The following is a 21,576-nucleotide window of genomic DNA, read 5'->3' as shown; positions in this document are numbered from 1 at the left end:
GCAATGCCTGGCGCGGTCTCGTCTACCCTGATCAACGGCCAGGCTGCTGACAGTCTGCCGTTGAGCGATCGTGCCCTGGCCTATGGTGACGGACTGTTCGAAACCATGCGGGTGGTTGCCGGCGGGGTGCCCTTGTGGTCGCGGCACCTGAGGCGTCTGCGCCGCGGGTGTCAGGCGTTGCGACTGGACTTGCCGGCAGTGGAACTTGGCGCAGAGATCGAGGCGATGGCGCTGCGCCTGGGCGATGGGGTCATCAAGCTGGTGCTTAGCAGAGGCAGTGGTCCGCGGGGTTACGCCATACCGTCCGAGACGCAGCCCACACGCATCCTTTACGCCTTGCCGGCGCCAACTTATCCCTTGGCTCATGCAGAAGAAGGCGTACAGCTATTTCCCTGCCAGACGCGCTTGGCGCAGCAGCCTCTGTTGGCCGGCATAAAACATCTGAACCGGCTGGAACAGGTATTGGCGCGTAGCGAGTGGCAGTGTGATCAGTACGCCGAGGGGCTGGTATGCGATCAGTTGGGGCAGCCGGTGGAATGCACCATGAGCAATCTGTTTCTGCGACTGGCAGAGGGCTGGGTAACGCCGGAGCTGACGCAATGTGGTGTACAGGGTGTAATGCGAGATCTGTTGATCGAAGCGGCGGCCCAGGCCGGTGATCCGGTGCAGGTGCGCCCGGTCGGCTTCCCGGAACTGCTCACGGCCCACGAGGTCATGTGCTGCAACACCCTATTCGGCGTATGGCCGGTGGTGCAGCTGGAAGACCGGCGCTGGGCGGTAGGTCCGCACACTCGCCGGATGCAATCCTTGGCAAAACAGGCTTATTTGTGAAAATTCTTGGCAAGATCATTATCTTCCTGTTCGTTACCGCTACCTTGCTGGTGCTTGGCGGCGGACTCTGGGGCTTTCTGACGCTGCAAACGGCGCTGCACCAGTCGTTGCAATTACAGGAACAGCGCACTCTTGATGTGCCGCCCGGCAGTACACCGGCGGGCGTATTCGCTTCGCTGGAGCGCGACCAGGTACTGGAGAACAGCGCCTGGCTGCGGCGCTACTGGCAGTGGCGGATGAAAGGCGCTGTGCTGCATGTCGGCGAGTACGAACTGCAGCCCGAGATGACTGCCGCTGAACTGCTGCACATGCTTGAGCGTGGTGACGTGCTGCAGAGACATGTGACCCTGGTCGAGGGCTGGAATTTTGCCCAGGTGCGTGCCGCGTTGCGCGGGGCTGAGCGCTTGCAACAGACGCTGCCGGAAGACTGGAGCGATGAGCAGGTCATGGATGCCCTGGATCTAGCCGGCGTGCACCCGGAGGGTCGTTTCTTCCCCGATACCTACCAATACACCCTGGGCATGAGCGACCGGGATCTGCTGATCCGCGCCTATCAGCGAATGGAGCAGCAACTGGCCGAGGCCTGGGAAGATCGCGCCAAGGACCTTCCCTTCGATACGGCCTATGAGGCGCTGATCATGGCCTCGATTGTGGAGCGCGAGACCGGCGTGCCCAGCGAGCGTCCCGAGATTGCTGGCGTATTCACTCGCCGATTGAAAATCGGCATGCGCCTGCAGACCGATCCCACCGTTATTTACGGCATGGGCGAGGATTACGCTGGCAGAATCACCCGCCGTCACCTGACCCAGCCCACCGCCTACAACACCTACGTTATCGACGGCTTGCCACCGACGCCGATAGCGATGCCGGGCAGAGGGGCGCTGCGGGCGGCGGTGAACCCCAAGCCAGGCAAGAGTCTGTATTTTGTCGCCAAGGGCGATGGCTCGCATGTCTTCTCCAACAGTCTTGCTGAACACAACAGAGCGGTGCGTCAGTATCAGCTACAGCGGCGTTCGGATTACCGCTCATCGCCTGCGCCGGCGCCAGTGGAGGAGAGCGCCGAATGAGCGGCCTGTTCGTTACCTTTGAAGGGCCCGAAGGCGCGGGAAAGTCGACTAATCTGCAATACTTGGCCGAACGCCTGCGGGCCGCCGGCTGCGATCCGCTACTGACCCGCGAACCCGGTGGCACGCCGATCGCAGAGCAGATTCGCGGCTTGCTGTTGGCAAATCATGACGAAGCCATGAGCGATGACGCCGAGCTGCTGCTGATGTTTGCCGCGCGCGCGCAGCATCTGGATCAGGTGATTCGTCCGGCGCTGGCAGAGGGGCGGGTGGTAATCAGTGATCGCTTCACCGATGCCACTTACGCCTATCAGGGCGGTGGCCGAGGCATAGATACGCAGCGTATCGCAGCTCTGGAAAACTGGGTGCAGGGCGCACTGCGCCCTGATCTCACCTTATTGTTCGATATCTCGGTAGAGCAGGGGCTGGCGCGTGCGCGGGCGCGCAGCGCGCTGGACCGATTCGAACAGCAGGACCGGGCTTTTTTCGATGCCGTGCGTTCCACCTATCTGGCGCGCGCCGCTGCAGCACCGGCGCGCTACCGGGTGATTGACGGAGGCGGCCCGCTCGAATCTGTACAGGCCGCGCTGGAACCTGCCATAGCGCTGATACTGGAGCGCTGGCATGCTTGAGGCCGTGCGCGAACCGGCACCCTGGCACCAGGGGACGTGGCAGAGTCTGACAATGCAGCAGCACTTTGCCCACGCCTATCTTTTCAGTGGGCAGGCTGGCTGCGGCAAGCGCCGCTTCGCCACTGCCTTTGCTGCTTTTCTGCTATGCGATGCTCCGGCGGCAGGTATAGCCTGCGACCAATGTCGCAGCTGCCACCTCCGATTGGCGGGTAGCCATCCCGACTTGCTGCTACTTGAGCCGGAAGAGGAGGGCAAGGCGATCCGTGTTGATGCGGTGCGCCAGCTGGTCGATTTCATCTCGCAGACCGCGCAGCAGGGAGGCCGCAAGGTTGTGCTGCTGCGACCCGCCGAGGCGATGAATCTCAACGCGGCGAATGCACTGTTGAAATCGCTGGAGGAGCCCTCCGCAGAAACCTATCTGCTACTGGTCAGTGACCAGCCTAGCCGTCTGTTGCCAACCATTCGCAGCCGCTGCCGCGTCCAACCGCTGGAGCTGCCGGCGCCTGAGCAGGCAGCGGTCTGGCTGAGCGAGCAGTTGCCCGAGCGTTCAGCGCAAGACTGCAGCCTGCTACTGCAAATGGCGGGTGGTGCGCCTTTGCGCGCTATGGCCTTGGCTCAACTGGATGCATTGTCGCAGCGTGAAAAAGTGGTCGAAGGCATCAAGGCACTGCTAAAAGGACAGATTGCTCCATCGCGTCTTGCCGAACAATGGAATCCGCTGCCCATCGAGCTGCTGCTGGACTGGTTCTGTGCCTGGACGCTTGATCTGCTCAAATTGCAGCAAGGCGCCGTTGAGACTGCCGCAAGCGCCGATATGGACAAGGTGCTCGGTTATATGGCAAAGAAGGTGGAGATAGCGCAGCTGCTGGCCTGGCAGGACTGGTTGCTGGAGCACCGCAGGCTATTTGCCAGCAAAGCCAACCTGAATCGCGTACTCTTTCTGGAAAAGGCGCTGGTGCAGTGGAAAAATCTGCTGGAAAGGCGTTAACCTGATATGAATAGTACGCTTCCAACAAGGATAGAGTGATGAACAATCCCACTGCCCCGGGTCCGCGTAACGGCATCCTGTCGTTGACCATCAAGGACAAGTCAGTGCTTTACGCGGCTTATATGCCCTTCGTGAAGCACGGCGGTCTGTTCATTCCTACCAACAAGAGCTATCGCCTGGGCGATGAAGTCTTCATGCTGTTGAATCTGATGGAAGAGCCGGAAAAGATCCCGGTAGCCGGAAAGGTTATCTGGGTCACCCCCAAGGGCGCGCAGGGAAATCGCGCCGCCGGCATCGGCGTGCAGTTCAGCGATCAGGACAACACCGCGCGCAGCAAAATTGAAACCTATCTGGCCGGCGCGCTGAAGTCGGATCGTCCCACTCATACCATGTAATTCATGCTTATAGACTCGCATTGCCACCTTGATCGACTTGATCTTTCCCCCTACAACGGCTCGCTTGATGCGGCGCTTGATGCGGCGCGCGCGCGGGGCGTCGGTAAATTCCTGTGTATTGGTGTCGACGCAAGTAACGCGCCTACCGTCCAGGCTCTGGCCGAGCAGTACCAGGATGTATTTTGCAGCGTAGGCGTGCATCCGCTGGATCTGAAGGACAGCGCGCAGACTGATCTCGATTGGCTACTGAACGCGCTGGCACACCCGCGTACCGTGGCTATCGGCGAAACCGGGCTGGACTATCACTACCAGCCGGAACTGGCCGAGCAGCAGCGTGAATCCTTTGCGGTGCACCTGCAGGCGGCCAAACTGACGGGCAAGCCGGTGGTCATACACACGCGTGCCGCGCGGGCCGACACCCTGGCTTTACTGCGTGAAGCCCAGTTGCCGAATGCCGGCGTGCTGCACTGCTTCACCGAGGATTGGGACATGGCCCGCGCCGCGCTGGACATGGGCTATTACATATCGCTGTCGGGGATAGTCACTTTCCGCAACGCAGACGCGCTGCGTGATGTGGCCCGACAGGTGCCGGCCGACCGACTGCTGGTGGAAACCGACTCCCCCTATCTGGCGCCCATACCCCACCGCGGCAAACCCAATGAGCCGCAGTTTGTTCGCGACGTTGCCGCTTTTCTGGCTGAATTGCGCGGCGTATCCGAGCAAGCCCTGTGGCAACAGACCGGCGATAACTTCCATCGCCTGTTTCCGCTGACGGCAGGCTAAACGGGCGCGGGATCGCCCCGCAAGGGTAAAACACGCTGATATGGCGCAAAAAAAACCCGAACTCTGGGGGATGAGTTCGGGTTAAGACCATTAGGAGTGATACTGATGCAGAGTAAACCCTGCTCAGCTCAGAGCGGCACTTGGGGGAGATGCCGCATCTGATAATCTGAGTATTGTTGAAATCCCGCGGCTTTCCAGCCCCAGCGCCTTTTTTTATAAACCCATTTGGAATACGTGAGCGGCGCTTTATCGTGAAGCGCTTTTAGCTGTTTGCGCCGGTAATGAGTTTCTCTAGCTGGCGCAAGGCCTGATCCAGCGTGGACTGCGCAGTATAAAAGTGAGGCGACCAGCGGATGCCACCGCCACGCTGCGCGCCGATCACGCCCGTCTGCATGAGTTCGCGGTGCAACCGTCCATGATCTGTGTCGGCGATGGCAAAGGTCACTATGCCCGCGCGGCGTTCAGGTCTTGCTGGGCTGAGCAGCTGGATCCCCTCCAACCGGTGCAACTGGTCAATCAGATAGCCCACGCGCTCCTGCAACAAGGTTTCCACATCCGTCATTCCCACCTCCAGCAACAGCTCAAGACTGGCAGAAAGGGCGTGCTGGGCCAGGGTATTGGGGCTGCCGGCTTCAAAGCGCCGCGCCGAGCTGGCAGGCATCCATTGCTGCCGATCATAGTCGCCCATGGCCTGTACCATGTGCCAGCCGTGCTGGGTCAGGCGAAGCTGGTCGCGCACCGCTTCCCGGCAATAGAACACCCCAAGGCCTTCGGGTCCCAGCAGCCACTTGTGGCCGTCAGCCATGGCAAAATCGCAATCTATCTTTTGCACATCAAAGGGCAGCGCGCCGAGTGACTGAATGGCATCCACACAAAACAGCACGCCACGCGCACGGCAGGCAGCGCCCAGTCGGGCCAGGTCCATCCTCAACCCGCTGGCATACTGCACCGAGCTGATGGTTAGCAATCGGGTCCGTGCGGTCATGGCATCGATCAGCGCCTGTTCAGGATCGGCCGCGTCCAGAGCCACCTGTTTCAGCGTTACACCTTGCGATTCCAGGGCTTCCCAGGGGATGCGGTTGGACGGAAACTCCTGATTGCTGGTGATGATTTCATCGCCCGGCTGCCAGTCAATACCCTGCGCAACAAACGACAGGGCTTCGGAGGTGTTCTTCACCAGCGCAATGTCGTCCGGGGAGGGCGCGTTGAGCAAATGTCGCAGTTGGTCGCGCAAATGCTTTTCCAGTTTGGACCAGCGGGGGTAGTCCCGCGCCCCCTGCAGTGCATTTTCCTGCGCGAACCGCGTCACCGCATCAGCGGCGCGCTGCGGCCAGGGTGCCACCGCCGCGTGGTTCAGATAACAGATCGCCGGATCGAGCGGGAACTCGTGTAGCCAAGTTTTTGGGGTGCTCATATGGGCCTCCTTTGTTGCCAGCATAACGGCTGGACGCATTGCGGGTCACGTTCGCGTGCCGCGCAACGTGAACAGGGCATATCGGACAAAGGTGCCCAGACTACGTCAGGCTAGATTGCTTGCCTGAACGCAGGCCAGCACATAGGCACATTCGGACAGTCTTGAACCCATGGGTCAGCTTTTAATCAAATATGGGCATCTGGTCATCACCTTGGCATAATGGGCGACATTCCACAGTCTGAGTTTCAGGTGTCTTAATGCAGAAAGAGTCACGTAAAGTTCGCGAATTTCGTCGTCGGGAGCAGGAAATCCTGGATAGCGCGCTACGTCTGTTTCTAGAGCAGGGAGAAGACAGCGTTACCGTTGAGATGATCGCCGACGAGGTAGGGATCGGCAAGGGCACCATTTACAAGCACTTCAAGTCGAAGGCTGAAATTTACCTGCGCCTGATGCTCGACTATGAGGGCGATCTAGCGGCACTGCTGCACTCGAAGGATATCGAACGTGATCAGGAAGCACTGTCGCGTGAGTATTTTGCCTTTCGCATGAGCGACCCTGAGCGCTACCGGCTGTTCGATCGTCTGGAAGAAAAGGTGGTCAAGTCCAATCAGTTGCCGATGCTGGTAGAAGAGCTGCACGCCATTCGTGCTTCCAATTTCAACCACCTGACCGGTGTGATCCAGACGCGTATTGATGACGGCAAGCTGGAAAATGTCCCGGCCTACTTTCATTATTGCGCGGCCTGGGCCCTGGTTCACGGTGCCATGGCCATGTATCACTCGCCCTTCTGGAAAGATGTGATCAAGGATCAGGACGCTTACATGCAGTTTCTGATGGATATAGGGGTGCGCATGGGGAACCGCTCCAAGCGCAAGAAAGACCTGGAGCTCGTCGAACCCCAAGCCTGAAGCTGACGAACTCCGTGTGGCTGAATGCCGGCGGTTAATGAACTCCTGTATGTTCCCAAGTGTCTATGCTGCGGGCCTATACAGGAGGTTTCCCTTGACCCTTTCGCGTATCACCTGCGGTGTCCTTGCCTGCTGTCTCTCCCTGCCGTTGCTGGCCCGAGATTACGTTTACTCCGATGCCCATCTGCATTACGTCGATTTCTTTCAGGAAACCGAAGGTATGCAGGCGCTGTTGCAAGAAATGGATGCAAACAACGTAGAGCACGTCATGCTGTCCGGCATTCCGGTAGCCAAAAAGTGGAGCGAGAATGAGCCAAAGCGGCCGCGCTACTACGCGGGTGACGACGGGAGTGCCTACTGGTTTACCGCGACTGACGTGCTGGTCGCAGAGGCGTATAAATCGCTGAACGAAGAGCAGCAAGTTCGCTTCCACCCTTTTCTGTCGGGCTTCAATCCCAACGACAAGAATGCCGATGCCCACATCCGGCGCATGCTCGAGATGTATCCGGGATTGTGGCAAGGGCTGGGTGAGGTCTTTACCCGGCACGACGACCTCACCGCCCTGATTCATGGCGAGCCACCACGGGCCAATAGCGAAGCCATGGACCGGGTTTATACCCTGGCAGCCGAATACGACTTGCCGGTCATGGTGCACAGCAACATTACCTCCCAGCGCGAACGCAACCCCTTGTACTTGCAGGAGGTGGAAGAGCCGCTGCGCAATCATCCGCGGGTGCGCTTCATCTGGGCACATGCAGGCACCAGCATGGAGATCCATCGCCATCAGACCAAGCTTGATTTTCTGCTGCCTACGCTGGAGCGCATGCTCAAGGCCTATCCAAACCTGTATATCGATCTGTCCTGGACAGTGCGCGAGCCCTACCTGTTGAACGCGGACGGCAAGCCCAACGAAGACTGGGTGAAGCTGGTGGAGGCCTATCCGAATCGCTTTATGCTGGGCTCGGATGTGGTGGGGCAGTTCGATAGCGTTGGCAAGTACATGCATGGCTTTGATGTGTTTCTGGATGCCTTGTCGGCAGAGGTTGCGCACAAGGTGGCGCGGGATAACTTTCTGGCGGTGTTGCCGGAGGGCAAATCAGCACAATAGGCAGCATTCGAACGCACGAAAAAAAGCCCGATATCATTTGATATCGGGCTTTTTCAGTTCAGCCGACAAATGTCATAGCGGTGCCAGCGGTGGGTTTGCCCAGTAGTCGCACCAGTGATAAGCCTCGAAGTCAGCTTTGCTGGCGGTGCTGGTGGCAGGCACGTTCAATTGCATGATTTGATTGTCACCGGCTTGTGGCCAGGTGGTGGTAGCGCCGTCGCTGGCATTTGGATCACCGTATTTGGCGAACTGGGTCCAGTAGGTCACCATCTCGGCGGCTAAGCTGTCTACTGCTTCATCGGTACCCTTGTAGCGATCTCGCATCAGTTGCTCCGGATAAAGCACATAGGGGATTTCGCTGGCATGGCTGGCGCCCTGCGGGAAGCTGATCGGCACGTTACCCACCCCTGGGACGGGCACCGCCGGCGGGATCAGCGTCCAGGGCGCATTGGTGTCACGGAACCAGTACTGGAAGGTATCCAGGTTGTTCGCCGCAAAGGTGGCTGCCTGATTCTTGCTGTTGCAGGCAAACATGAAATCGGTCCATACGGCCGACAGTGCCAGTGAAAGCTGGCTAGGATTGCCGTCGTAGCGGGCCATATAGTCATCGGCAATCTTGCGCGTGTCGTAGGGAATGACGCCCAGATAGGGTGCGAACAGCGCGTGGACCCGGTCGCGGTACTCATCCACCCCCATGGCGTCGAGGGAGGTCAGGCCATTGGTCAACTCGTCCAGAGCGACAAACAGAGTGCCTTCATCCTGGTTGCTGCCCATCAGAATGTCCAGATTGTTATCGTATTGGCCGGATGCCAGACCGACCCTGATGGAACGAGGCAGAAAGCTGCCCCCGTTGGTGGGGATGCTTTGGCTACCCTGCAACGCCAGCAGTTGGTCGACGCTAAGTGCTCGGAAACACTCGGCGGCGCTCAGATCGTCGCAAGTGTCATCTGCCATGCGGGCGGCTGCCTCAAGGGCAAGTCCACCCGCCTGCGCGGCGCTTAGAGGAGCCTGGTCTGGCGCGTAGGAGCCGCTCTGGATTATCGCGCGCTGGAATAGTTCTTCGGTCTGCGCACTGGGCGAGACGATATGGCTCATGATGCTATGGCCACCGGCGGATTCGCCAAATACCGTGACGTTGGCGGGATCGCCGCCGAAGCTCTCGATGTTATTCTTGACCCAACGCAGCGCTTGCTGCTGATCCATCAGGCCAAAGTTTCCATCGCCGTTGCCAAGATCGGGGTGCGCCAGAAAGCCCAGGTTGCCCAGGCGGTAGTTCAAGGTGACAACAACGACATCTTCGTTGACCAGGCGAGTAGGGTCGTATTCGCCGCCACCGTTGCCGAATACGAAGGCTCCGCCGTGTATCCATACCATGACCGGCAGTTCGGCGGCGTCGCTGGGAGCGTATACGTTCAGATAGAGACAATCTTCATCGCCCTGGGCTGCCCCTGTCGTGATATTGCTTTGCGGACAGATATTGCCGAACTCCTCACTCAGCTCCAGCGTTTCGCTGCGCTCGAGCGCCGGTTCAGTCGGTGCAAAACGCAGCTCGCCTACCGGGGCTGCAGCATAAGGGATGCCACGGAATACGCGGATGCCTTCCATGCCGTCAATGGTCACGCCCCTGATGTCCCCTTCTGTCGTGGTAACAGCCAGAGGGTCGGGAGTTGCTTCGTCATCGCTGCCGCCACCGCCGCCCAGGCAACCTGAGAGGGTAACGGCCAGCATGGAGGCGGTAAGGGTCTTGAGCACAAAGCCGGGGCGGCTTTGGGGAGTGGTTTCTTTCATTATTGTTCTTTCCATTTCGCGTTAGCTTTTGTTTTTATGCGGTTTTTTGCGCTATCTGTGGGGCTTGGCGAGACACATAGAAGAAGTGATCAGGCTCTTTAAGGACTATATGTGAAGCAGTCGACAGTTTCCAAACCCGTGCGGGGGATTGGCTTGGTCGCGATATTTGCTTATGCTTTCCGGTTTTATCCGGCCAGTTGATCAATTGGCTATCGCGCGTAATATCCGTCTTTTCGCAAGATGCGCGGGTTATCGGCCTACGCCTCTCTGGAGTCTCGGCATGCCCTTGAGCAGGGTTTTCCTGCAACCGTTCTCCCATCCACCCAGCGAAGCGCATTCCCTGACCTTGCCGGTCAGCAACCGTTGTTGCTGGAACAAGTGCACCTTCTGCCAGATGTACACTGCGCCGCAGACGAAGTTTCGCGCGCGATGAGGCCGAGGTGCTGGATGAGATTCGCCGCGTGGGTGAGTGTTATGTCGTGCAGCGCATCTGCCTGGCCGATGGCGATGCCATGGTGCTGCCTGCACGGCCCCTGTGGTGTATAGGATTGCGGCAAGCTTAGCTTTGACGAGGTACCCAAAAAAGAAATATCCAGCTGATTTTTTCGAGAATTTAACTTGGTAAAAAACATTCTCGAACTATCGTTAGAATAAATCCCCAGGATGGTTTCCGTCTTCCCTTTTGGGCATGGGTGAGTTTTCTCCGAAAGCGTATTGTCGGGCGATCTCCACGGTGGCGAGGAAGCGCAATGAATGGTTTCGCACTGTCAGATATAACAGACGAGCAGATTAGGATCATGGCTGCCCAAATCCAGACAAATGGGTTTGTCTGCCTGCCAGGGTTTTTTACGCCAGAAGAGGTTAACGAGGCAGGGGCGCAGGCCCTAGCGATTACGGAAGAAGCCAACTGGGAGTATACAGGGCGCGAGGGGAGCGGTGCTTTTTCAGGGGCAATACTGGAAGAGTTGACTTCGAGGGAAGAGTTTTCACAGCTATGTCATCGATTATGCCACTATCAGGGCATCAGGCTTCGCGATCCTTCAACAAAGCAAGTTTTGCGCTGTCTCACGGGAAAAAGTGGGCTTAAACACTGCTTCTATTTTCACTACGACTCATTTGAGCTGACCGCCTTGGTTCCGATTTTGATCCCATCGCAAGAGCCATCCGGGGAGCTGTTCATGTTCCCCAACGCGCGGGCGCGCCGCCGCAGCTATCTGGTGAATATGATCGAGAAGTTCCTTTTAGAGCGGCGAGGGGCGCAAACACGGGCAAAAAAACGTGCTTCATCAGATTCCCTTCGGTTAAAACTTCAACCGGGAAACATCTATTTCTTTAACGGCAATCGCACCCTTCACGCCAATGGCGAAATAGATCCGCGCTTCATTCGCGCAACCATGGTGGTTCATTTTGCGGAAACCTATCACGATCATTGGATACGCAAGCTGCGTCGTGGAGTTTCAAGCCTGAGAGCCTGACTGCTTCCATCTCGACTTGATCTACCGACATTACCAACTCGTCGAGGGCATCGTATCTTGGTAGTTGATAGCACGAATGCTCTTCTTTTCAGCGAAATCTGATGCCCTCTATTCCAAACGGGTGGGGATTGGATTGGCGCTGATAATTGCTTAAGCTCTGCGGTTTTACTACGCCAGCTCATCGCGAGTTTGCGCGCGGAACCACCGCCACCCTTGCAAGCGCAGGCTGGCGGCCTACGCCACTCTGGAGTATCTGCATGCCCCTTGAGCAGGATTTTCCTGTCAGCTATATCGAACCGGTCTTTCGTCCACCCAGCGAAGCGCATTCATTGATCCTGCCGGTCACCAACGGTTGTTCCTGGAACAAGTGCACCTTCTGCGAGATGTACACCGCGCCGCAGAAGAAGTTTCGCGCGCGCGATGAGGCCGAGGTGCTGGATGAGATTCGCCGCGTGGGTGAGCGTTACGTTGTGCAGCGCATTTTCCTGGCCGATGGCGATGCCATGGTGCTGCCAACACGGCGCCTGCTGCGCATCCTCGAGGCCATTCGCGATGAGATCCCCAGCGTCGAGCGCGTCACCTCCTACTGTCTGCCGCGAAACATCAAGCGTAAAAGTGTGGAGGAGCTGCGCGAGCTCCGCGAGGCCGGCTTGCAGATGCTCTATGTGGGGGCAGAGTCGGGCGACGACGAGGTGCTGGCGCGGGTCAACAAGGGTGAAACCTTCGCCTCTACTGCCGATGCCCTGATCAAGGCCGGCGAGGCCGGTCTGCAGCGCTCGGTGATGATTCTCAATGGTCTGGGTGGCCAGGCGCTAAGCCAGCAGCACGCTGCTAACTCGGCGCGGTTGATGAACCTGACGCAGCCCGAGTTTGTGTCTACGCTGGTAGTGAACTTCCCGCAGGGTATGGAGCGATTCAAGGCGCTATATCCCGATTTTGTCGAGTTGGATCAGACGTCGTTGTTCAACGAGCTGCAGCAGTTTGTCGGCGCGCTGGAACTGGACAACACGGTGTTTCGCAGCGACCATGCCTCCAACGCCCTGGTGCTCAAGGGCGTGCTCGGAGCCGACAAGGCGCGGTTGCTGGCACAGATCGACAATGCCATCACTAGGCCCGAGCGAGCACAACTGCGGCCTGAGTGGATGCGCGGGCTGTAACCCGGCTGGTCAATGCAGACAGGAGAAGGTGCATGAGGCGTTTGGGTATGATGTTGTTGCTGGCAATGCTTGCCGGCTGCATGAAGCCCTCGGACATGACACAGCAGGCTGGTTACTACCTGGGTGACGCCGGAGTGCTTGATCACTACGAGATCAAGCGCAGTAACACCTGGCGTTTACAGTCAGACTCCAAGCTGTATATCGCCCAAGGCCACTTTCTGCCCGTGGGCAACCCCTATGCGCGCCCCAATGTGGTGGCGGAGGAAGCTTTCGCCGCCGCCGTCGAGATCTTTCCGATGGTGCGCCGCGCGCAGCAGCCGCTGGGTCTGGAAGAAGCCTTGCTGGAGGCGCGCAGCTATCAGTACGACTATCTCTTGTACACCCGGTTTGCGTCGGCCGAGGATCAGGTCGGCAGTCGGGAGCAATGGGAAGCCTCCGAGCGCTGGGAAGACATAGGCGCAGACAGTGGCGTGCTGCAACTGATCCTGATGGAAGTCGGCACTCGTCATCTGGTGGATTTTGCCACCATCAAGACCAAAGGCGGCTTCCTGCAGTTCTATAAAGCCAGCCCGGAAGATCTGCTGCGCCCTCCGCTGCAGGACTATACGCGGCAACTTTTGGGCCGCCGCTGAGTCAGAAGCAATTCAGCCGGGCTGAAACAGCGAGCCCGGCTCTCTCGTATTTCTCCAAGGAGTGATGATATGGCTGATCGTCCTTTGCCGGCGCAATCTCTGCTCGACAGTATTCCCCAGCGCGGCGCCGCGGAGCGGCGCGAACCGGCCCCGGTGCATCTGTGGACTCCGGAACTCAGTGGTGAAATGGATATGCGCATCACCCGCGACGGCACCTGGTATCACGAAGGTGACCCCATCGAACGCAAGGCGCTATCGCAGCTCTTCGCCAGCATTCTGCGGCTGGACGACGATGGTCGCTATTATCTGGTGACGCCGGTGGAGCGCTGGGGCATTCAGGTAGACGATGTACCTTTCGTGGCCACCCGCCTGCAGGTCAGCGGCGAGGGGCAAGGGCAGCGGCTGATATTTACCACCAACCTGGAAGATGAAGTGACCGTGGATGCCGAGCACCCGATTCGCGTCGAGGTCGATGGGCAAACGGGCGAGCCTTCTCCGTACGTGCTGGTGCGCGGCAATCTGGAAGCCTTGATCAGTCGCAACCTGTTTTATGAGCTGGCCGAGCGAGCAGTTGAAAAAGGCGAGGGTGACCGGGCTCGTCTCGGCGTCTGGAGCGCCGGTGAATTTTTCCCGATAGACGGTTCTCGATAGCCCTCCACCGCCGTTATGGCGCTATTGCTGGGCGCGGGTCCACGCACCTGTCGACCCTGTTTGAAGCGCCCTGAAAGTCAATCAAAAAATGCCTCCTGGAGGCATTTTTTGCGGTTGATATTTACCATATGTGGGTCTAGGATTCGCCAAACGCACAATAACTAGTGTTTGGTACGCGAGGGCGTGCTTACAGGCCAAAAGCCTGCAAGTCAATCCCTGGCGGGTTCGGTCGAGAGTTTCAGGAGAGAGTAATGAGTCAGACAGCCAAGGTTCAACGCCTGCGCAACGTGGTCACCAATATCCCCATGCAGCCCGCCTCGGAGGATATCTGGGATACCAAGTATCGACTCAAGACCAAGGATGGCGTTGCTATCGACGGTATGGTTGATGATACCTATCAGCGCGTTGCGCGCGCCTTGTCTGATGTTGAAGCGCCCGAACTGCGCGAAGAGTGGTACGAAAAATTTCTCTGGGCCTTGCGCCACGGCGCCATCCCCGCTGGCCGTATCACGTCCAATGCTGGTGCGCTGGAGCACAAGCCGGCGACCTCGACCATCAACTGCACCGTGTCGGCCACCATCGGCGACTCGATGGACGACATTCTGTCCAAGCTGCACGAAGCTGGCCTGACGCTGAAAGCCGGTTGCGGCATAGGTTACGAGTTTTCCACACTGCGCCCCAAGGGCGCCTATGTCTCCGGTGCTGGCGCCTACACCTCCGGCCCGCTGTCGTTCATGGATATCTACGACAAGATGTGCTTCACCGTGTCTTCTGCCGGTGGCCGCCGTGGCGCGCAGATGGCGACTTTCGATGTCGGCCACCCGGATGTGATGGACTTCATCCGCGCCAAGCGCGAGGGCGGTCGCCTGCGTCAGTTCAATCTGTCGCTGCTGATCACCGAAGAATTCATGAAAGCCGTGGAAGCCGATGCCGACTGGAAGCTGGCATTCCCGCTGAACGCCGCCGAGCTGCTGGCTGATGGCATCAACGTGGATGATCCCGAGCAGGTCATCTGGCGTGAATGGCCCAGCAACGAGCGCTACGTTACCCGTGAAGACGGCCTGGTGGCGTGCCGCATCTTCCGCACCATCAAGGCACGGCGGATCTGGGACATGATCATGGCCTCCACCTACGACTTTGCCGAGCCGGGTTTCATCCTCATTGACCGCGTCAACGAGATGAACAACAACTGGTTCTGTGAAGAGATCCGCGCCACCAACCCCTGTGGCGAGCAGCCGCTGCCGCCCTATGGCGCCTGTCTGCTGGGTTCGATCAACCTGACCCTGTTCGTTCGTGACCCGTTCACCGAAAAGGCCCGGTTTGACTGGGACGAGTACCGTCGCGTTGTCGACATCTTCACCCGCATGCTGGACAACGTGGTCGAGATCAACGGCCTGCCGCTGGAGCAGCAGCGCAACGAGATCTTCCGCAAGCGCCGCCATGGCATGGGCTTCCTGGGGCTGGGTTCGACCATGACCATGCTGTGCATGAAGTACGGTGAAGAGAAATCGCTCGAGTTCACCGAAGAAGTCTCCAAGGAAATGGCCATGCAGGGCTGGCGCACCGCGCTGGAACTGGCGGAAGAGAAGGGCGCAGCGCCCATCATGGATGAGGAGTTCACTGTCACTGAAGCCATGCTGGCCAAGCGCCCGGAAATGGCCAAAGACGGCGTGAAAGCAGGCGATGTGCTGCCGGGCAAGGTGCTCTGGGCCAAGTACAGCCGTTACATGCAGCAGGTTGGCGCAGAAGATCCCAAGCTGGCCGCAGACCTGGCCGAGAAAGGCGCACGTTTCACCCACCACAGCTCGATTGCTCCTACCGGCACCATCTCGCTGTCGCTGGCCAATAACGCCTCAAACGGCATCGAGCCGAGCTTTGCGCATCACTACTTCCGTAACGTCATTCGTGAAGGCAAGAAGTCCAAAGAGAAGGTAGATGTATTCAGCTTCGAGCTGCTGGCTTACCGTCACTTCGTCAATGCCGACGCGCTGCCGAGCATGGAAGCGGGTACCCGCAACCTGCCGGATTATTTCATCGCCGCTGACGACGTGAAACCGACCGAGCACGTGGACGTGCAGGCCGCCGCGCAGAAGTGGATCGATTCGTCGATTTCCAAGACCGCCAACGTCCCGACCGACTACGCCTACGAAGATTTCAAGGATATTTACCTGTACGCCTTCCACAAGGGTTTGAAGGGTTGTACTACCTTCCGCTTCAACCCCGAAGCCTTCCAGGGCGTGCTGGTCAAGGAGCAGGATCTGGCCAACACTACCTACCGCTTCAAGCTGGAAGATGGCAGCTTCATCGAAGCCAAGGGCGGCGATGAGATCGAATACGATGGCGAGATGCACTCCGCCGCCAACCTGTACGATGCCTTGAAAGAAGGCTACTACGGCAAGTTCTGATAAGCTGCGCCGCGGCGTACTGAATATGATTGAATTGATGGCTGCGCAGGCGCGCAGCGAGGAAAGCGTTACATGGCACTGAAGATCAACAGCAAGATTGTCGACTACTCTGTGGTGAAGCCCGACGAGCCGGCCAAGGCGCTGGACGTCAAGAACACCGCCCCGGCAATTGAAGAAATGCATGAAAAACTCAAGCGTCCCGAGTTTCTTGAAGGTTCTACCTACAAGATCAAGACGCCGACCTCCGAGCACGCCATCTACGTCACCATCAACGACGTAGTGCTCAACCACGGCAGCGATCACGAAACCCGTCGTCCGTTCGAGATTTTCATCAACTCCAAGAACATGGAGCACTATCAGTGGATTTCAGCTCTCACGCTGATTATCTCTGCCGTGTTCCGCAAGGGTGGCGACTGCACCTTTCTGGTGGAAGAACTGCGCAGCGTGTTCGATCCCAAGGGCGGCTACATGAAGCGCGGCGGTCGCTGGATGCCGTCGCTGGTAGCCGAGATCGGCGACGTGCTGGACCAGCACCTCAAGCGCATTGGCATGCTGAAAGACGAGATGGACGAGCATCAGGCAGCCTACCTTGAGCAGAAGCGTGCCGAGTTCAACAGCCTCAAGCCGCAGAGTCCGGCCGATGCTGATTGTGACGACAGTGCCTCGGCGTATCCGGCGGGTGCGCAGATGTGTGCCAAGTGTCATACCAAGGCGGCTGTGCAGATGGATGGGTGTCTTACCTGTTTGAGTTGTGGTGATAGCAAGTGTGGATAAGGTTTTGATTTAGCTGTGTTTTGCCGATATAAAACCGTCATTTTTGGCGGTTTTTTTGTTTGGTTCGACCTTCTAGAGGTGAGCTTCAGTACTTCGATAATGGGTATTCAAAGCTACTTTTTGAGCTCTCTTCTCGGTTGCCTTTCGCCTTTGCCGGCGAGTTACTTTTCTTTGAGTGGCCAAAGAAAAGATAACCAAAAGAAATCCACCCCGACCAAGCTGGCCTACGGCTTCTCTGCGTTACTCGGATTTGAGCGCGCCTGCGGAACTCGGCGCTCCGCAGGCTCCGCACCTCAGACAGTCCTCGGCTCTCCCGCTCAAATCCTGCGTTACTCGACAGCTTGGAAGGGGGACGTAAAGTTAAGCCCCGCCGTGGTTTCAGGGATGGTTGTTTGGCCCAAGATTGAAGCTCAAAAACCACTACTGCACGGACTCAAGTCCCATCTGCGCGGGCGAGTAGCGCAGAGCTGCCGGGAAAAAGGTCCTCGCGGTGTCTGAGGTGCGTAGCGCCGAGTTTGTGAGCGGCCGGCCAGGTGGGCCCCCGGCAGATCGAGCAACGCAGCGAACCCGAAGGGCCGCGCAGCTGGGTGCCCTGGGGGATTGCTAAGGGGGCATGGGCAAGCATGCCCCCTTGGCTCGCCTAGAGGCGAAAGCGATAGTGAGCTAAACACGGCGAGTGAAGACCGCCAGAAATCTAGGGTGGCATCCACCATGGTGGTAAGCCTCTGGCGCTACCCACCCGAACGTTCGTGCGAGAACCGCTTACTCACTCACTCCGCTTGGCGCTCACCCCTTCAAGCGTCGCAAAGGACGTATCCTTCGCCGTCAGCAAAAAGTCCTGCAGATACGACATCTCCAGCATGTCCTCACGCACCGCCGCGTAAAGCGTGCCAAACAATCCCTCCGGCCCCAGCTTGCGGGCGCTGACGTAGCCTTTGTGCAGATACTCGGCCATGGCCCAGTTGGGCAGGCAGCAGACGCCGCGGCCGGAGGCGACCAGTTGCATCATCATCACGGTCATCTCGGCGGTACGCAGGCTGGCGGGCTCTATGCCGGCGGGGTCGAGAAACTGCTTGAAGATGTCCAGCCGCTCGCGATCGACCGGGTAGCTGATCAGGGTTTCGCTGGCCAGATCCTCGGGCAGCACATGGTTTTGCGCCGCCAATGGATGCTGGTTGCTGACCGCCAGCAGGGCCTCGTAGGTGAACAGCGGTACATAGGCTATGCCGGCGAGGTCCAGCGGGTCGGAGGTGACCACCAGGTCCAGATCGCCGCGCGCCAGCGCCGGCAACGGGGCGAAGAAAAAGCCCGAGGCAAAGTCGACTTCCACATCCGGCCAGGCGTTGCGGAACTGGTCAATGGTCGGCATCAGCCACTGAAAGCAGCTGTGGCATTCGATGGCCATGTGCAGGCGACCGGCCTGGCCGCCTGCCAAGCGCTGGAGGTCCCGCTCTGCCTGGCGCATCTGCGGCAGCACACTTTCAGCCAGGCGCAGCAGACGCAGGCCGGCGCTGGTAAAGCGCACCGGTTTGCTTTTGCGCACGAACAGGCTCAGTTGAAGCTTCTCTTCCAGGTCCTTCAGCTGATGCGACAGAGCCGATTGGGTCAGATGCAAACGCTCAGCCGCCTCGACCAGGCTTTCGGCGTCACGCAGGGTAACCAGGGTGCGCAGATGGCGGAGTTCGAGCATGGCAGGACCGGGTGTATGAATGAAAGCGGACTATACCACGGCACACATGAGCGTGATTCAGTTACAAAGCTGCCACCTGTCGCGGCGTTGTATTATCACGATCAGAGAATACAGCGCTGTGGGGTCGACCCTCAAAGGCTTGCAGGCTCGGCAAGGCTGCAGTATTGCCCTTTGAAATACAGCAACGGCTGCGTAGCCGCTGAATGCTGGAAGGAGTGCTGTAAGGAGGGCGGCAAAAAGTGCTGTAATTTCAATGCTTTGACTTCACCAATCACGATCAGATGATCACCGGCGGCGTACTCCGCGTGAACCTCGCAATCAAGCCAGTGCAGGCTGCCATCAATGAGCGGGTTGCCCAGCGGCGATGGCTGCCACTTGACGCCGCGCCACTTGTCCGAGCCCTGCCTGGCAAACTGGTTGGCAATGCCGGCCTGCTTGCCTGACAGTATGTTCACCGCAAATCGACCTGCCTGACGAATGTGCGGGTAGCTGTATGAATTGGCCTTTACGCTGAATGACACCAGCGGCGGGTCCATCGAAACGCTATAGAAGGACTGGCAGGTGAAGCCAAGTGGCTGGTTCTCAGCTTCTGATGTGATCACCGTAATGCCGGACGCATAGTGTCCAAGCGCTTCGCGAAAGCTAATCGGTTCGATAACGGTCGTGGCCAATGACATAACCAGCTCCTCACTGCTCGGCTCAGGTAAGGTGTCGGGGAGTGTCTGAAGCAATTCGCTCATGCTGACCGAGCTCGGTTTTTTGAGGCGCACCGCTGTCTTGCACTCTCCCATTCGTTGCTTCGCGCATTAGCCGCGCTGGTCCGCGAGCTCCTTACGGACAATCTCGGCGCCTGCAGTTAACGCCTTGAGCTTGCCTCGGGCTACCGGGCGAGATAAAGGTGCCATGCCGCAATTGGTGCAGGGGTAGAGCTTGTCGGCATCGACAAACTGAAGTGCCTTTCGCAGCGTACTGGCGACCTGCTCAGGTGTCTCGATGACGTTGGTTGCTACGTCAATGGCGCCTACCATTACCTTTTTACCGCGAATCAGTTCGAGCAGATCCATCGGCACATGGGAGTTATGACACTCCAGTGAGATCAGGTCGATGCTGGATTCTTGCAGTTTGGGAAAGGCTTCTTCGTATTGGCGCCACTCGGAGCCCAGCGTCTTTTTCCAGTCGGTATTGGCTTTGATTCCGTAGCCATAGCAAATATGCACGGCGGTTTCGCACTTGAGGCCTTCGATTGCTCTTTCCAGGGTGGCAACCCCCCAATCGTTCACCTCATCAAAGAACACGTTAAAGGCTGGTTCATCAAACTGGATGATATCCACACCGGCGGCCTCCAGTTCTCTGGCTTCCTGATTGAGAATCCTCGCGAACTCCCAGGCCAGTTTCTCGCGGCTTTTGTAGTGGGCGTCGTAGAGCGTGTCGATCATCGTCATGGGGCCTGGCAGAGCCCACTTGATGGGCTGGCTGGTTTGCGCACGCAGGAATCTGGCGTCCTCAACAAAAACCGGCTTTTGCCGAGCTACCGCACCCACCACCGTGGGTACGCTGGCGTCATAGCGGTCGCGAATTCTGACCGTCTCACGTTGCGCGAAATCAACCCCGTCCAAATGTTCAATAAAGGTCGTGACAAAGTGCTGCCGCGTTTGCTCGCCATCACTGACGATGTCGATACCCGCCTGTAGCTGTTCCTGCAACGAGACGCGCAATGCGTCTTGCTTGCCCTCGATCAACTCCTGATCCTGCAGTTTCCAGGGCGACCAAAGTGTCTCGGGTTGTGCCAGCCAGGCCGGTTTGGGCAAGCTGCCAGCGGAGGAGGTGGGGAGTAGTTTTTTCATGATGATTGGGCCTGTGATCCGGATTGGCTGGCGTGGCTGGCAGACCATTGCTCAAGAACGCGGTGGTACGGCTTGATGAAATGCTCTTCAGCAAAACGCCCCTGTGCAATGGCCAGCTGGCCGCGTTCCTCGCGGTCATAAGTGATTTGCGTGAGCGAGTGATCCTGATTTTTCAGGTTGGGTTGGTAGCGTTGCCCTGCGGCAGCGTTCGCGTTGTAAATCTCGGGGCGATAGATCTTCTGAAATGTCTCCATCGCGCTGATGGTGCTGATCAGCTCAAGGCTCGTATAGTCGTTGAGCAGGTCGCCGAAGTAGTAGAACGCCAGCGGGGCTGCGCTATTCGGCGGCATGAAGTAGCGAACCTGCAAGCCCATTTTCTTGAAGTAACGCTCCGTCAGCGACGATTCATTGGCCTGGTATTCGAAGCCCAGTACCGGATGCTGGTTCTCGGTACGCTGGTATATCTTGTTGTCCGAGACGCTGAGGCAGATCACCGGCGCCTTGCTGAAGTACTGCTTGTATGTGCTTGAATGGACGAAGTGCTTGAAGAGCTTGCCGTGCAACTCGCCAAAGTTGTCCGGCACGCTGAATGCGGCTTGACCCTTGTTGTGCTCAAGTAGCAATACGCTGAAATCATAGTCCCGCACGTAGGAAGAGAAGTTGTTGCCGACGATGCCTTCAATGCGTTTGCCGGTTTGCTTGTCAACAATGTGCGTTCTCAGTATTTCTATCGCAGGAAAGCCGCCGCCATTGCCCTTGGCCCCGATGACCATCTCGACAGAAATAATCTCAAGCTCCACGGCATAACGATCGCCCTCGGGATTGTCCCACTGCGCCAACGCATTGAACCGGTTGTTGATCATGGCAAGCGTGTTGCGCAGGTTCTGCTGGCGGCTCGTCCCTCTGGCCAGGTTGGCGAAGTTGGTAGTGATGCGCGTATCCTCGGCGGGTTGGTAGTTCTCGTCGAAGCACGTACTTTTAATGCTGAAGCTAAATTCTGTGCTCATGGTGACCTGTTGTCCTGATATCTGATGTGA

At 58.2% G+C, this 21,576-nt stretch carries 20 protein-coding genes and 1 pseudogene; 15 read left to right on the top strand and 6 right to left on the bottom strand.

The features are described 5' to 3' along the window. The first annotated feature begins 3 nt into the window (after nucleotides 1–3). The 6 genes from pabC to V7756_RS04300 are packed head-to-tail and all read left to right on the top strand — an operon-like array spanning nucleotide 4 to nucleotide 4,693. Entirely contained in the window at nucleotides 4–831 is an 828-nt protein-coding gene (gene pabC, locus V7756_RS04325; protein WP_335608916.1) for an aminodeoxychorismate lyase, read from the top strand. 2 nt (nucleotides 832–833) lie between these two features. Further along, nucleotides 834–1,898 carry an endolytic transglycosylase MltG gene (gene mltG, locus V7756_RS04320; protein WP_335608957.1) on the top strand — a complete coding sequence of 355 codons (1,065 nt, stop codon included), beginning with the start codon at nucleotides 834–836 and terminating at the stop codon, nucleotides 1,896–1,898. Then, nucleotides 1,895–2,527, top strand: coding sequence for a dTMP kinase (gene tmk / locus V7756_RS04315; protein ID WP_335608915.1), 633 nt, complete (start codon nucleotides 1,895–1,897; stop codon nucleotides 2,525–2,527). Before mltG ends, tmk begins: the two co-directional genes overlap by 4 nt. Nucleotides 2,528–2,531: 4 nt before the next feature. Then, a complete protein-coding gene (locus V7756_RS04310; RefSeq protein ID WP_442908953.1) occupies nucleotides 2,532–3,515 on the top strand; it encodes a DNA polymerase III subunit delta' in 984 nt (327 codons plus the stop codon). 38 nt (nucleotides 3,516–3,553) lie between these two features. Further along, nucleotides 3,554–3,910 (top strand): PilZ domain-containing protein, encoded by a 357-nt coding sequence (locus V7756_RS04305; protein ID WP_080050506.1) that lies wholly within the window; start codon nucleotides 3,554–3,556, stop codon nucleotides 3,908–3,910. Between the two features lie 3 nt (nucleotides 3,911–3,913). Then, nucleotides 3,914–4,693 carry a TatD family hydrolase gene (locus V7756_RS04300; protein WP_335608913.1) on the top strand — a complete coding sequence of 260 codons (780 nt, stop codon included), beginning with the start codon at nucleotides 3,914–3,916 and terminating at the stop codon, nucleotides 4,691–4,693. Nucleotides 4,694–4,955: 262 nt separating this feature from the next. On the opposite strand, the gene V7756_RS04295 is transcribed toward V7756_RS04300, so the two are convergent. After that, nucleotides 4,956–6,107: an aminotransferase class V-fold PLP-dependent enzyme gene (locus V7756_RS04295; protein ID WP_335608912.1), complete on the bottom strand. Its 1,152-nt coding sequence runs from the start codon at nucleotides 6,105–6,107 to the stop codon at nucleotides 4,956–4,958. A 257-nt stretch (nucleotides 6,108–6,364) separates the two neighbouring features. Between V7756_RS04295 and V7756_RS04290 the strand changes: the two genes are divergently transcribed. Both V7756_RS04290 and V7756_RS04285 read left to right on the top strand, forming a co-directional pair. Next, nucleotides 6,365–7,015, top strand: a complete 651-nt coding sequence (locus V7756_RS04290; RefSeq protein WP_335608911.1) for a TetR/AcrR family transcriptional regulator — start codon at nucleotides 6,365–6,367, stop codon at nucleotides 7,013–7,015. Nucleotides 7,016–7,109: 94 nt separating this feature from the next. Then, on the top strand, nucleotides 7,110–8,123 hold the full coding sequence (locus tag V7756_RS04285) for an amidohydrolase family protein (protein WP_335608910.1): 1,014 nt from the start codon (nucleotides 7,110–7,112) through the stop codon (nucleotides 8,121–8,123). A gap of 72 nt (nucleotides 8,124–8,195) precedes the next feature. Here V7756_RS04285 and V7756_RS04280 read toward each other — a convergent pair whose 3' ends face one another. Next, complete coding sequence (locus V7756_RS04280; RefSeq protein ID WP_335608909.1) at nucleotides 8,196–9,911, bottom strand: carboxylesterase/lipase family protein; 1,716 nt, start codon at nucleotides 9,909–9,911, stop codon at nucleotides 8,196–8,198. Between the two features lie 280 nt (nucleotides 9,912–10,191). Between V7756_RS04280 and V7756_RS04275 the strand changes: the two are divergent. The 7 genes and pseudogenes from V7756_RS04275 to V7756_RS04245 all read left to right on the top strand — a co-directional run. Then, a pseudogene (locus V7756_RS04275) lies at nucleotides 10,192–10,456 on the top strand (radical SAM protein); the annotation flags it as partial. 204 nt (nucleotides 10,457–10,660) lie between these two features. Continuing rightward, on the top strand, nucleotides 10,661–11,386 hold the full coding sequence (locus V7756_RS04270) for a hypothetical protein (protein ID WP_335608908.1): 726 nt from the start codon (nucleotides 10,661–10,663) through the stop codon (nucleotides 11,384–11,386). A gap of 257 nt (nucleotides 11,387–11,643) precedes the next feature. Next, a complete protein-coding gene (locus V7756_RS04265; protein ID WP_335608907.1) occupies nucleotides 11,644–12,543 on the top strand; it encodes a radical SAM protein in 900 nt (299 codons plus the stop codon). Nucleotides 12,544–12,575: 32 nt separating this feature from the next. Beyond that, nucleotides 12,576–13,175, top strand: coding sequence for a DUF4823 domain-containing protein (locus V7756_RS04260; protein ID WP_335608906.1), 600 nt, complete (start codon nucleotides 12,576–12,578; stop codon nucleotides 13,173–13,175). A gap of 69 nt (nucleotides 13,176–13,244) precedes the next feature. Further along, nucleotides 13,245–13,826 carry a DUF1285 domain-containing protein gene (locus tag V7756_RS04255; RefSeq protein WP_335608905.1) on the top strand — a complete coding sequence of 194 codons (582 nt, stop codon included), beginning with the start codon at nucleotides 13,245–13,247 and terminating at the stop codon, nucleotides 13,824–13,826. Between the two features lie 251 nt (nucleotides 13,827–14,077). Beyond that, nucleotides 14,078–16,231, top strand: coding sequence for an adenosylcobalamin-dependent ribonucleoside-diphosphate reductase (locus V7756_RS04250; protein ID WP_335608904.1), 2,154 nt, complete (start codon nucleotides 14,078–14,080; stop codon nucleotides 16,229–16,231). Between the two features lie 72 nt (nucleotides 16,232–16,303). Further along, a complete protein-coding gene (locus V7756_RS04245; RefSeq protein ID WP_335608903.1) occupies nucleotides 16,304–17,005 on the top strand; it encodes a TSCPD domain-containing protein in 702 nt (233 codons plus the stop codon). A gap of 766 nt (nucleotides 17,006–17,771) precedes the next feature. Here the strand turns inward: V7756_RS04245 and V7756_RS04240 are convergent. The 4 genes from V7756_RS04240 to V7756_RS04225 all read right to left on the bottom strand — a co-directional run bounded on the left by V7756_RS04240 (nucleotide 17,772) and on the right by V7756_RS04225 (nucleotide 21,546). Beyond that, nucleotides 17,772–18,695 (bottom strand): LysR family transcriptional regulator, encoded by a 924-nt coding sequence (locus tag V7756_RS04240; protein WP_335608902.1) that lies wholly within the window; start codon nucleotides 18,693–18,695, stop codon nucleotides 17,772–17,774. 131 nt (nucleotides 18,696–18,826) lie between these two features. Beyond that, complete coding sequence (locus V7756_RS04235; protein WP_335608956.1) at nucleotides 18,827–19,372, bottom strand: flavin reductase family protein; 546 nt, start codon at nucleotides 19,370–19,372, stop codon at nucleotides 18,827–18,829. Nucleotides 19,373–19,501: 129 nt separating this feature from the next. Then, on the bottom strand, nucleotides 19,502–20,539 hold the full coding sequence (locus V7756_RS04230; RefSeq protein WP_335608901.1) for a methionine synthase: 1,038 nt from the start codon (nucleotides 20,537–20,539) through the stop codon (nucleotides 19,502–19,504). Then, nucleotides 20,536–21,546 carry a DUF1852 domain-containing protein gene (locus V7756_RS04225; RefSeq protein WP_335608900.1) on the bottom strand — a complete coding sequence of 337 codons (1,011 nt, stop codon included), beginning with the start codon at nucleotides 21,544–21,546 and terminating at the stop codon, nucleotides 20,536–20,538. Before V7756_RS04225 ends, V7756_RS04230 begins: the two co-directional genes overlap by 4 nt. Nucleotides 21,547–21,576 lie beyond the last annotated feature (30 nt).

Origin of the sequence: Halopseudomonas sp., from assembly GCF_036961105.1 — a bacterium.
GTDB lineage: Bacteria > Pseudomonadota > Gammaproteobacteria > Pseudomonadales > Pseudomonadaceae > Halopseudomonas.
Note: the sequence above shows the minus strand (reverse complement) of the source record. Positions and strands in the feature narration are given on the sequence as shown.

What these genes read in the sequence shown, in the direction of transcription:
- pabC (WP_335608916.1), top strand. Translation starts at nt 4, where the DNA reads ATGCCTGGCGCGGTCTCGTCTACCCTGATCAACGGCCAGGCTGCTGAC.
- tmk (WP_335608915.1), top strand. Translation starts at nt 1,895, where the DNA reads ATGAGCGGCCTGTTCGTTACCTTTGAAGGGCCCGAAGGCGCGGGAAAG.
- V7756_RS04305 (WP_080050506.1), top strand. Translation starts at nt 3,554, where the DNA reads ATGAACAATCCCACTGCCCCGGGTCCGCGTAACGGCATCCTGTCGTTG.
- V7756_RS04300 (WP_335608913.1), top strand. Translation starts at nt 3,914, where the DNA reads ATGCTTATAGACTCGCATTGCCACCTTGATCGACTTGATCTTTCCCCC.
- V7756_RS04295 (WP_335608912.1), bottom strand. Translation starts at nt 6,107, where the DNA reads ATGAGCACCCCAAAAACTTGGCTACACGAGTTCCCGCTCGATCCGGCG.
- V7756_RS04290 (WP_335608911.1), top strand. Translation starts at nt 6,365, where the DNA reads ATGCAGAAAGAGTCACGTAAAGTTCGCGAATTTCGTCGTCGGGAGCAG.
- V7756_RS04280 (WP_335608909.1), bottom strand. Translation starts at nt 9,911, where the DNA reads ATGAAAGAAACCACTCCCCAAAGCCGCCCCGGCTTTGTGCTCAAGACC.
- V7756_RS04270 (WP_335608908.1), top strand. Translation starts at nt 10,661, where the DNA reads ATGAATGGTTTCGCACTGTCAGATATAACAGACGAGCAGATTAGGATC.
- V7756_RS04265 (WP_335608907.1), top strand. Translation starts at nt 11,644, where the DNA reads ATGCCCCTTGAGCAGGATTTTCCTGTCAGCTATATCGAACCGGTCTTT.
- V7756_RS04260 (WP_335608906.1), top strand. Translation starts at nt 12,576, where the DNA reads ATGAGGCGTTTGGGTATGATGTTGTTGCTGGCAATGCTTGCCGGCTGC.
- V7756_RS04255 (WP_335608905.1), top strand. Translation starts at nt 13,245, where the DNA reads ATGGCTGATCGTCCTTTGCCGGCGCAATCTCTGCTCGACAGTATTCCC.
- V7756_RS04250 (WP_335608904.1), top strand. Translation starts at nt 14,078, where the DNA reads ATGAGTCAGACAGCCAAGGTTCAACGCCTGCGCAACGTGGTCACCAAT.
- V7756_RS04245 (WP_335608903.1), top strand. Translation starts at nt 16,304, where the DNA reads ATGGCACTGAAGATCAACAGCAAGATTGTCGACTACTCTGTGGTGAAG.
- V7756_RS04240 (WP_335608902.1), bottom strand. Translation starts at nt 18,695, where the DNA reads ATGCTCGAACTCCGCCATCTGCGCACCCTGGTTACCCTGCGTGACGCC.
- V7756_RS04235 (WP_335608956.1), bottom strand. Translation starts at nt 19,372, where the DNA reads ATGTCATTGGCCACGACCGTTATCGAACCGATTAGCTTTCGCGAAGCG.
- V7756_RS04230 (WP_335608901.1), bottom strand. Translation starts at nt 20,539, where the DNA reads ATGAAAAAACTACTCCCCACCTCCTCCGCTGGCAGCTTGCCCAAACCG.
- V7756_RS04225 (WP_335608900.1), bottom strand. Translation starts at nt 21,546, where the DNA reads ATGAGCACAGAATTTAGCTTCAGCATTAAAAGTACGTGCTTCGACGAG.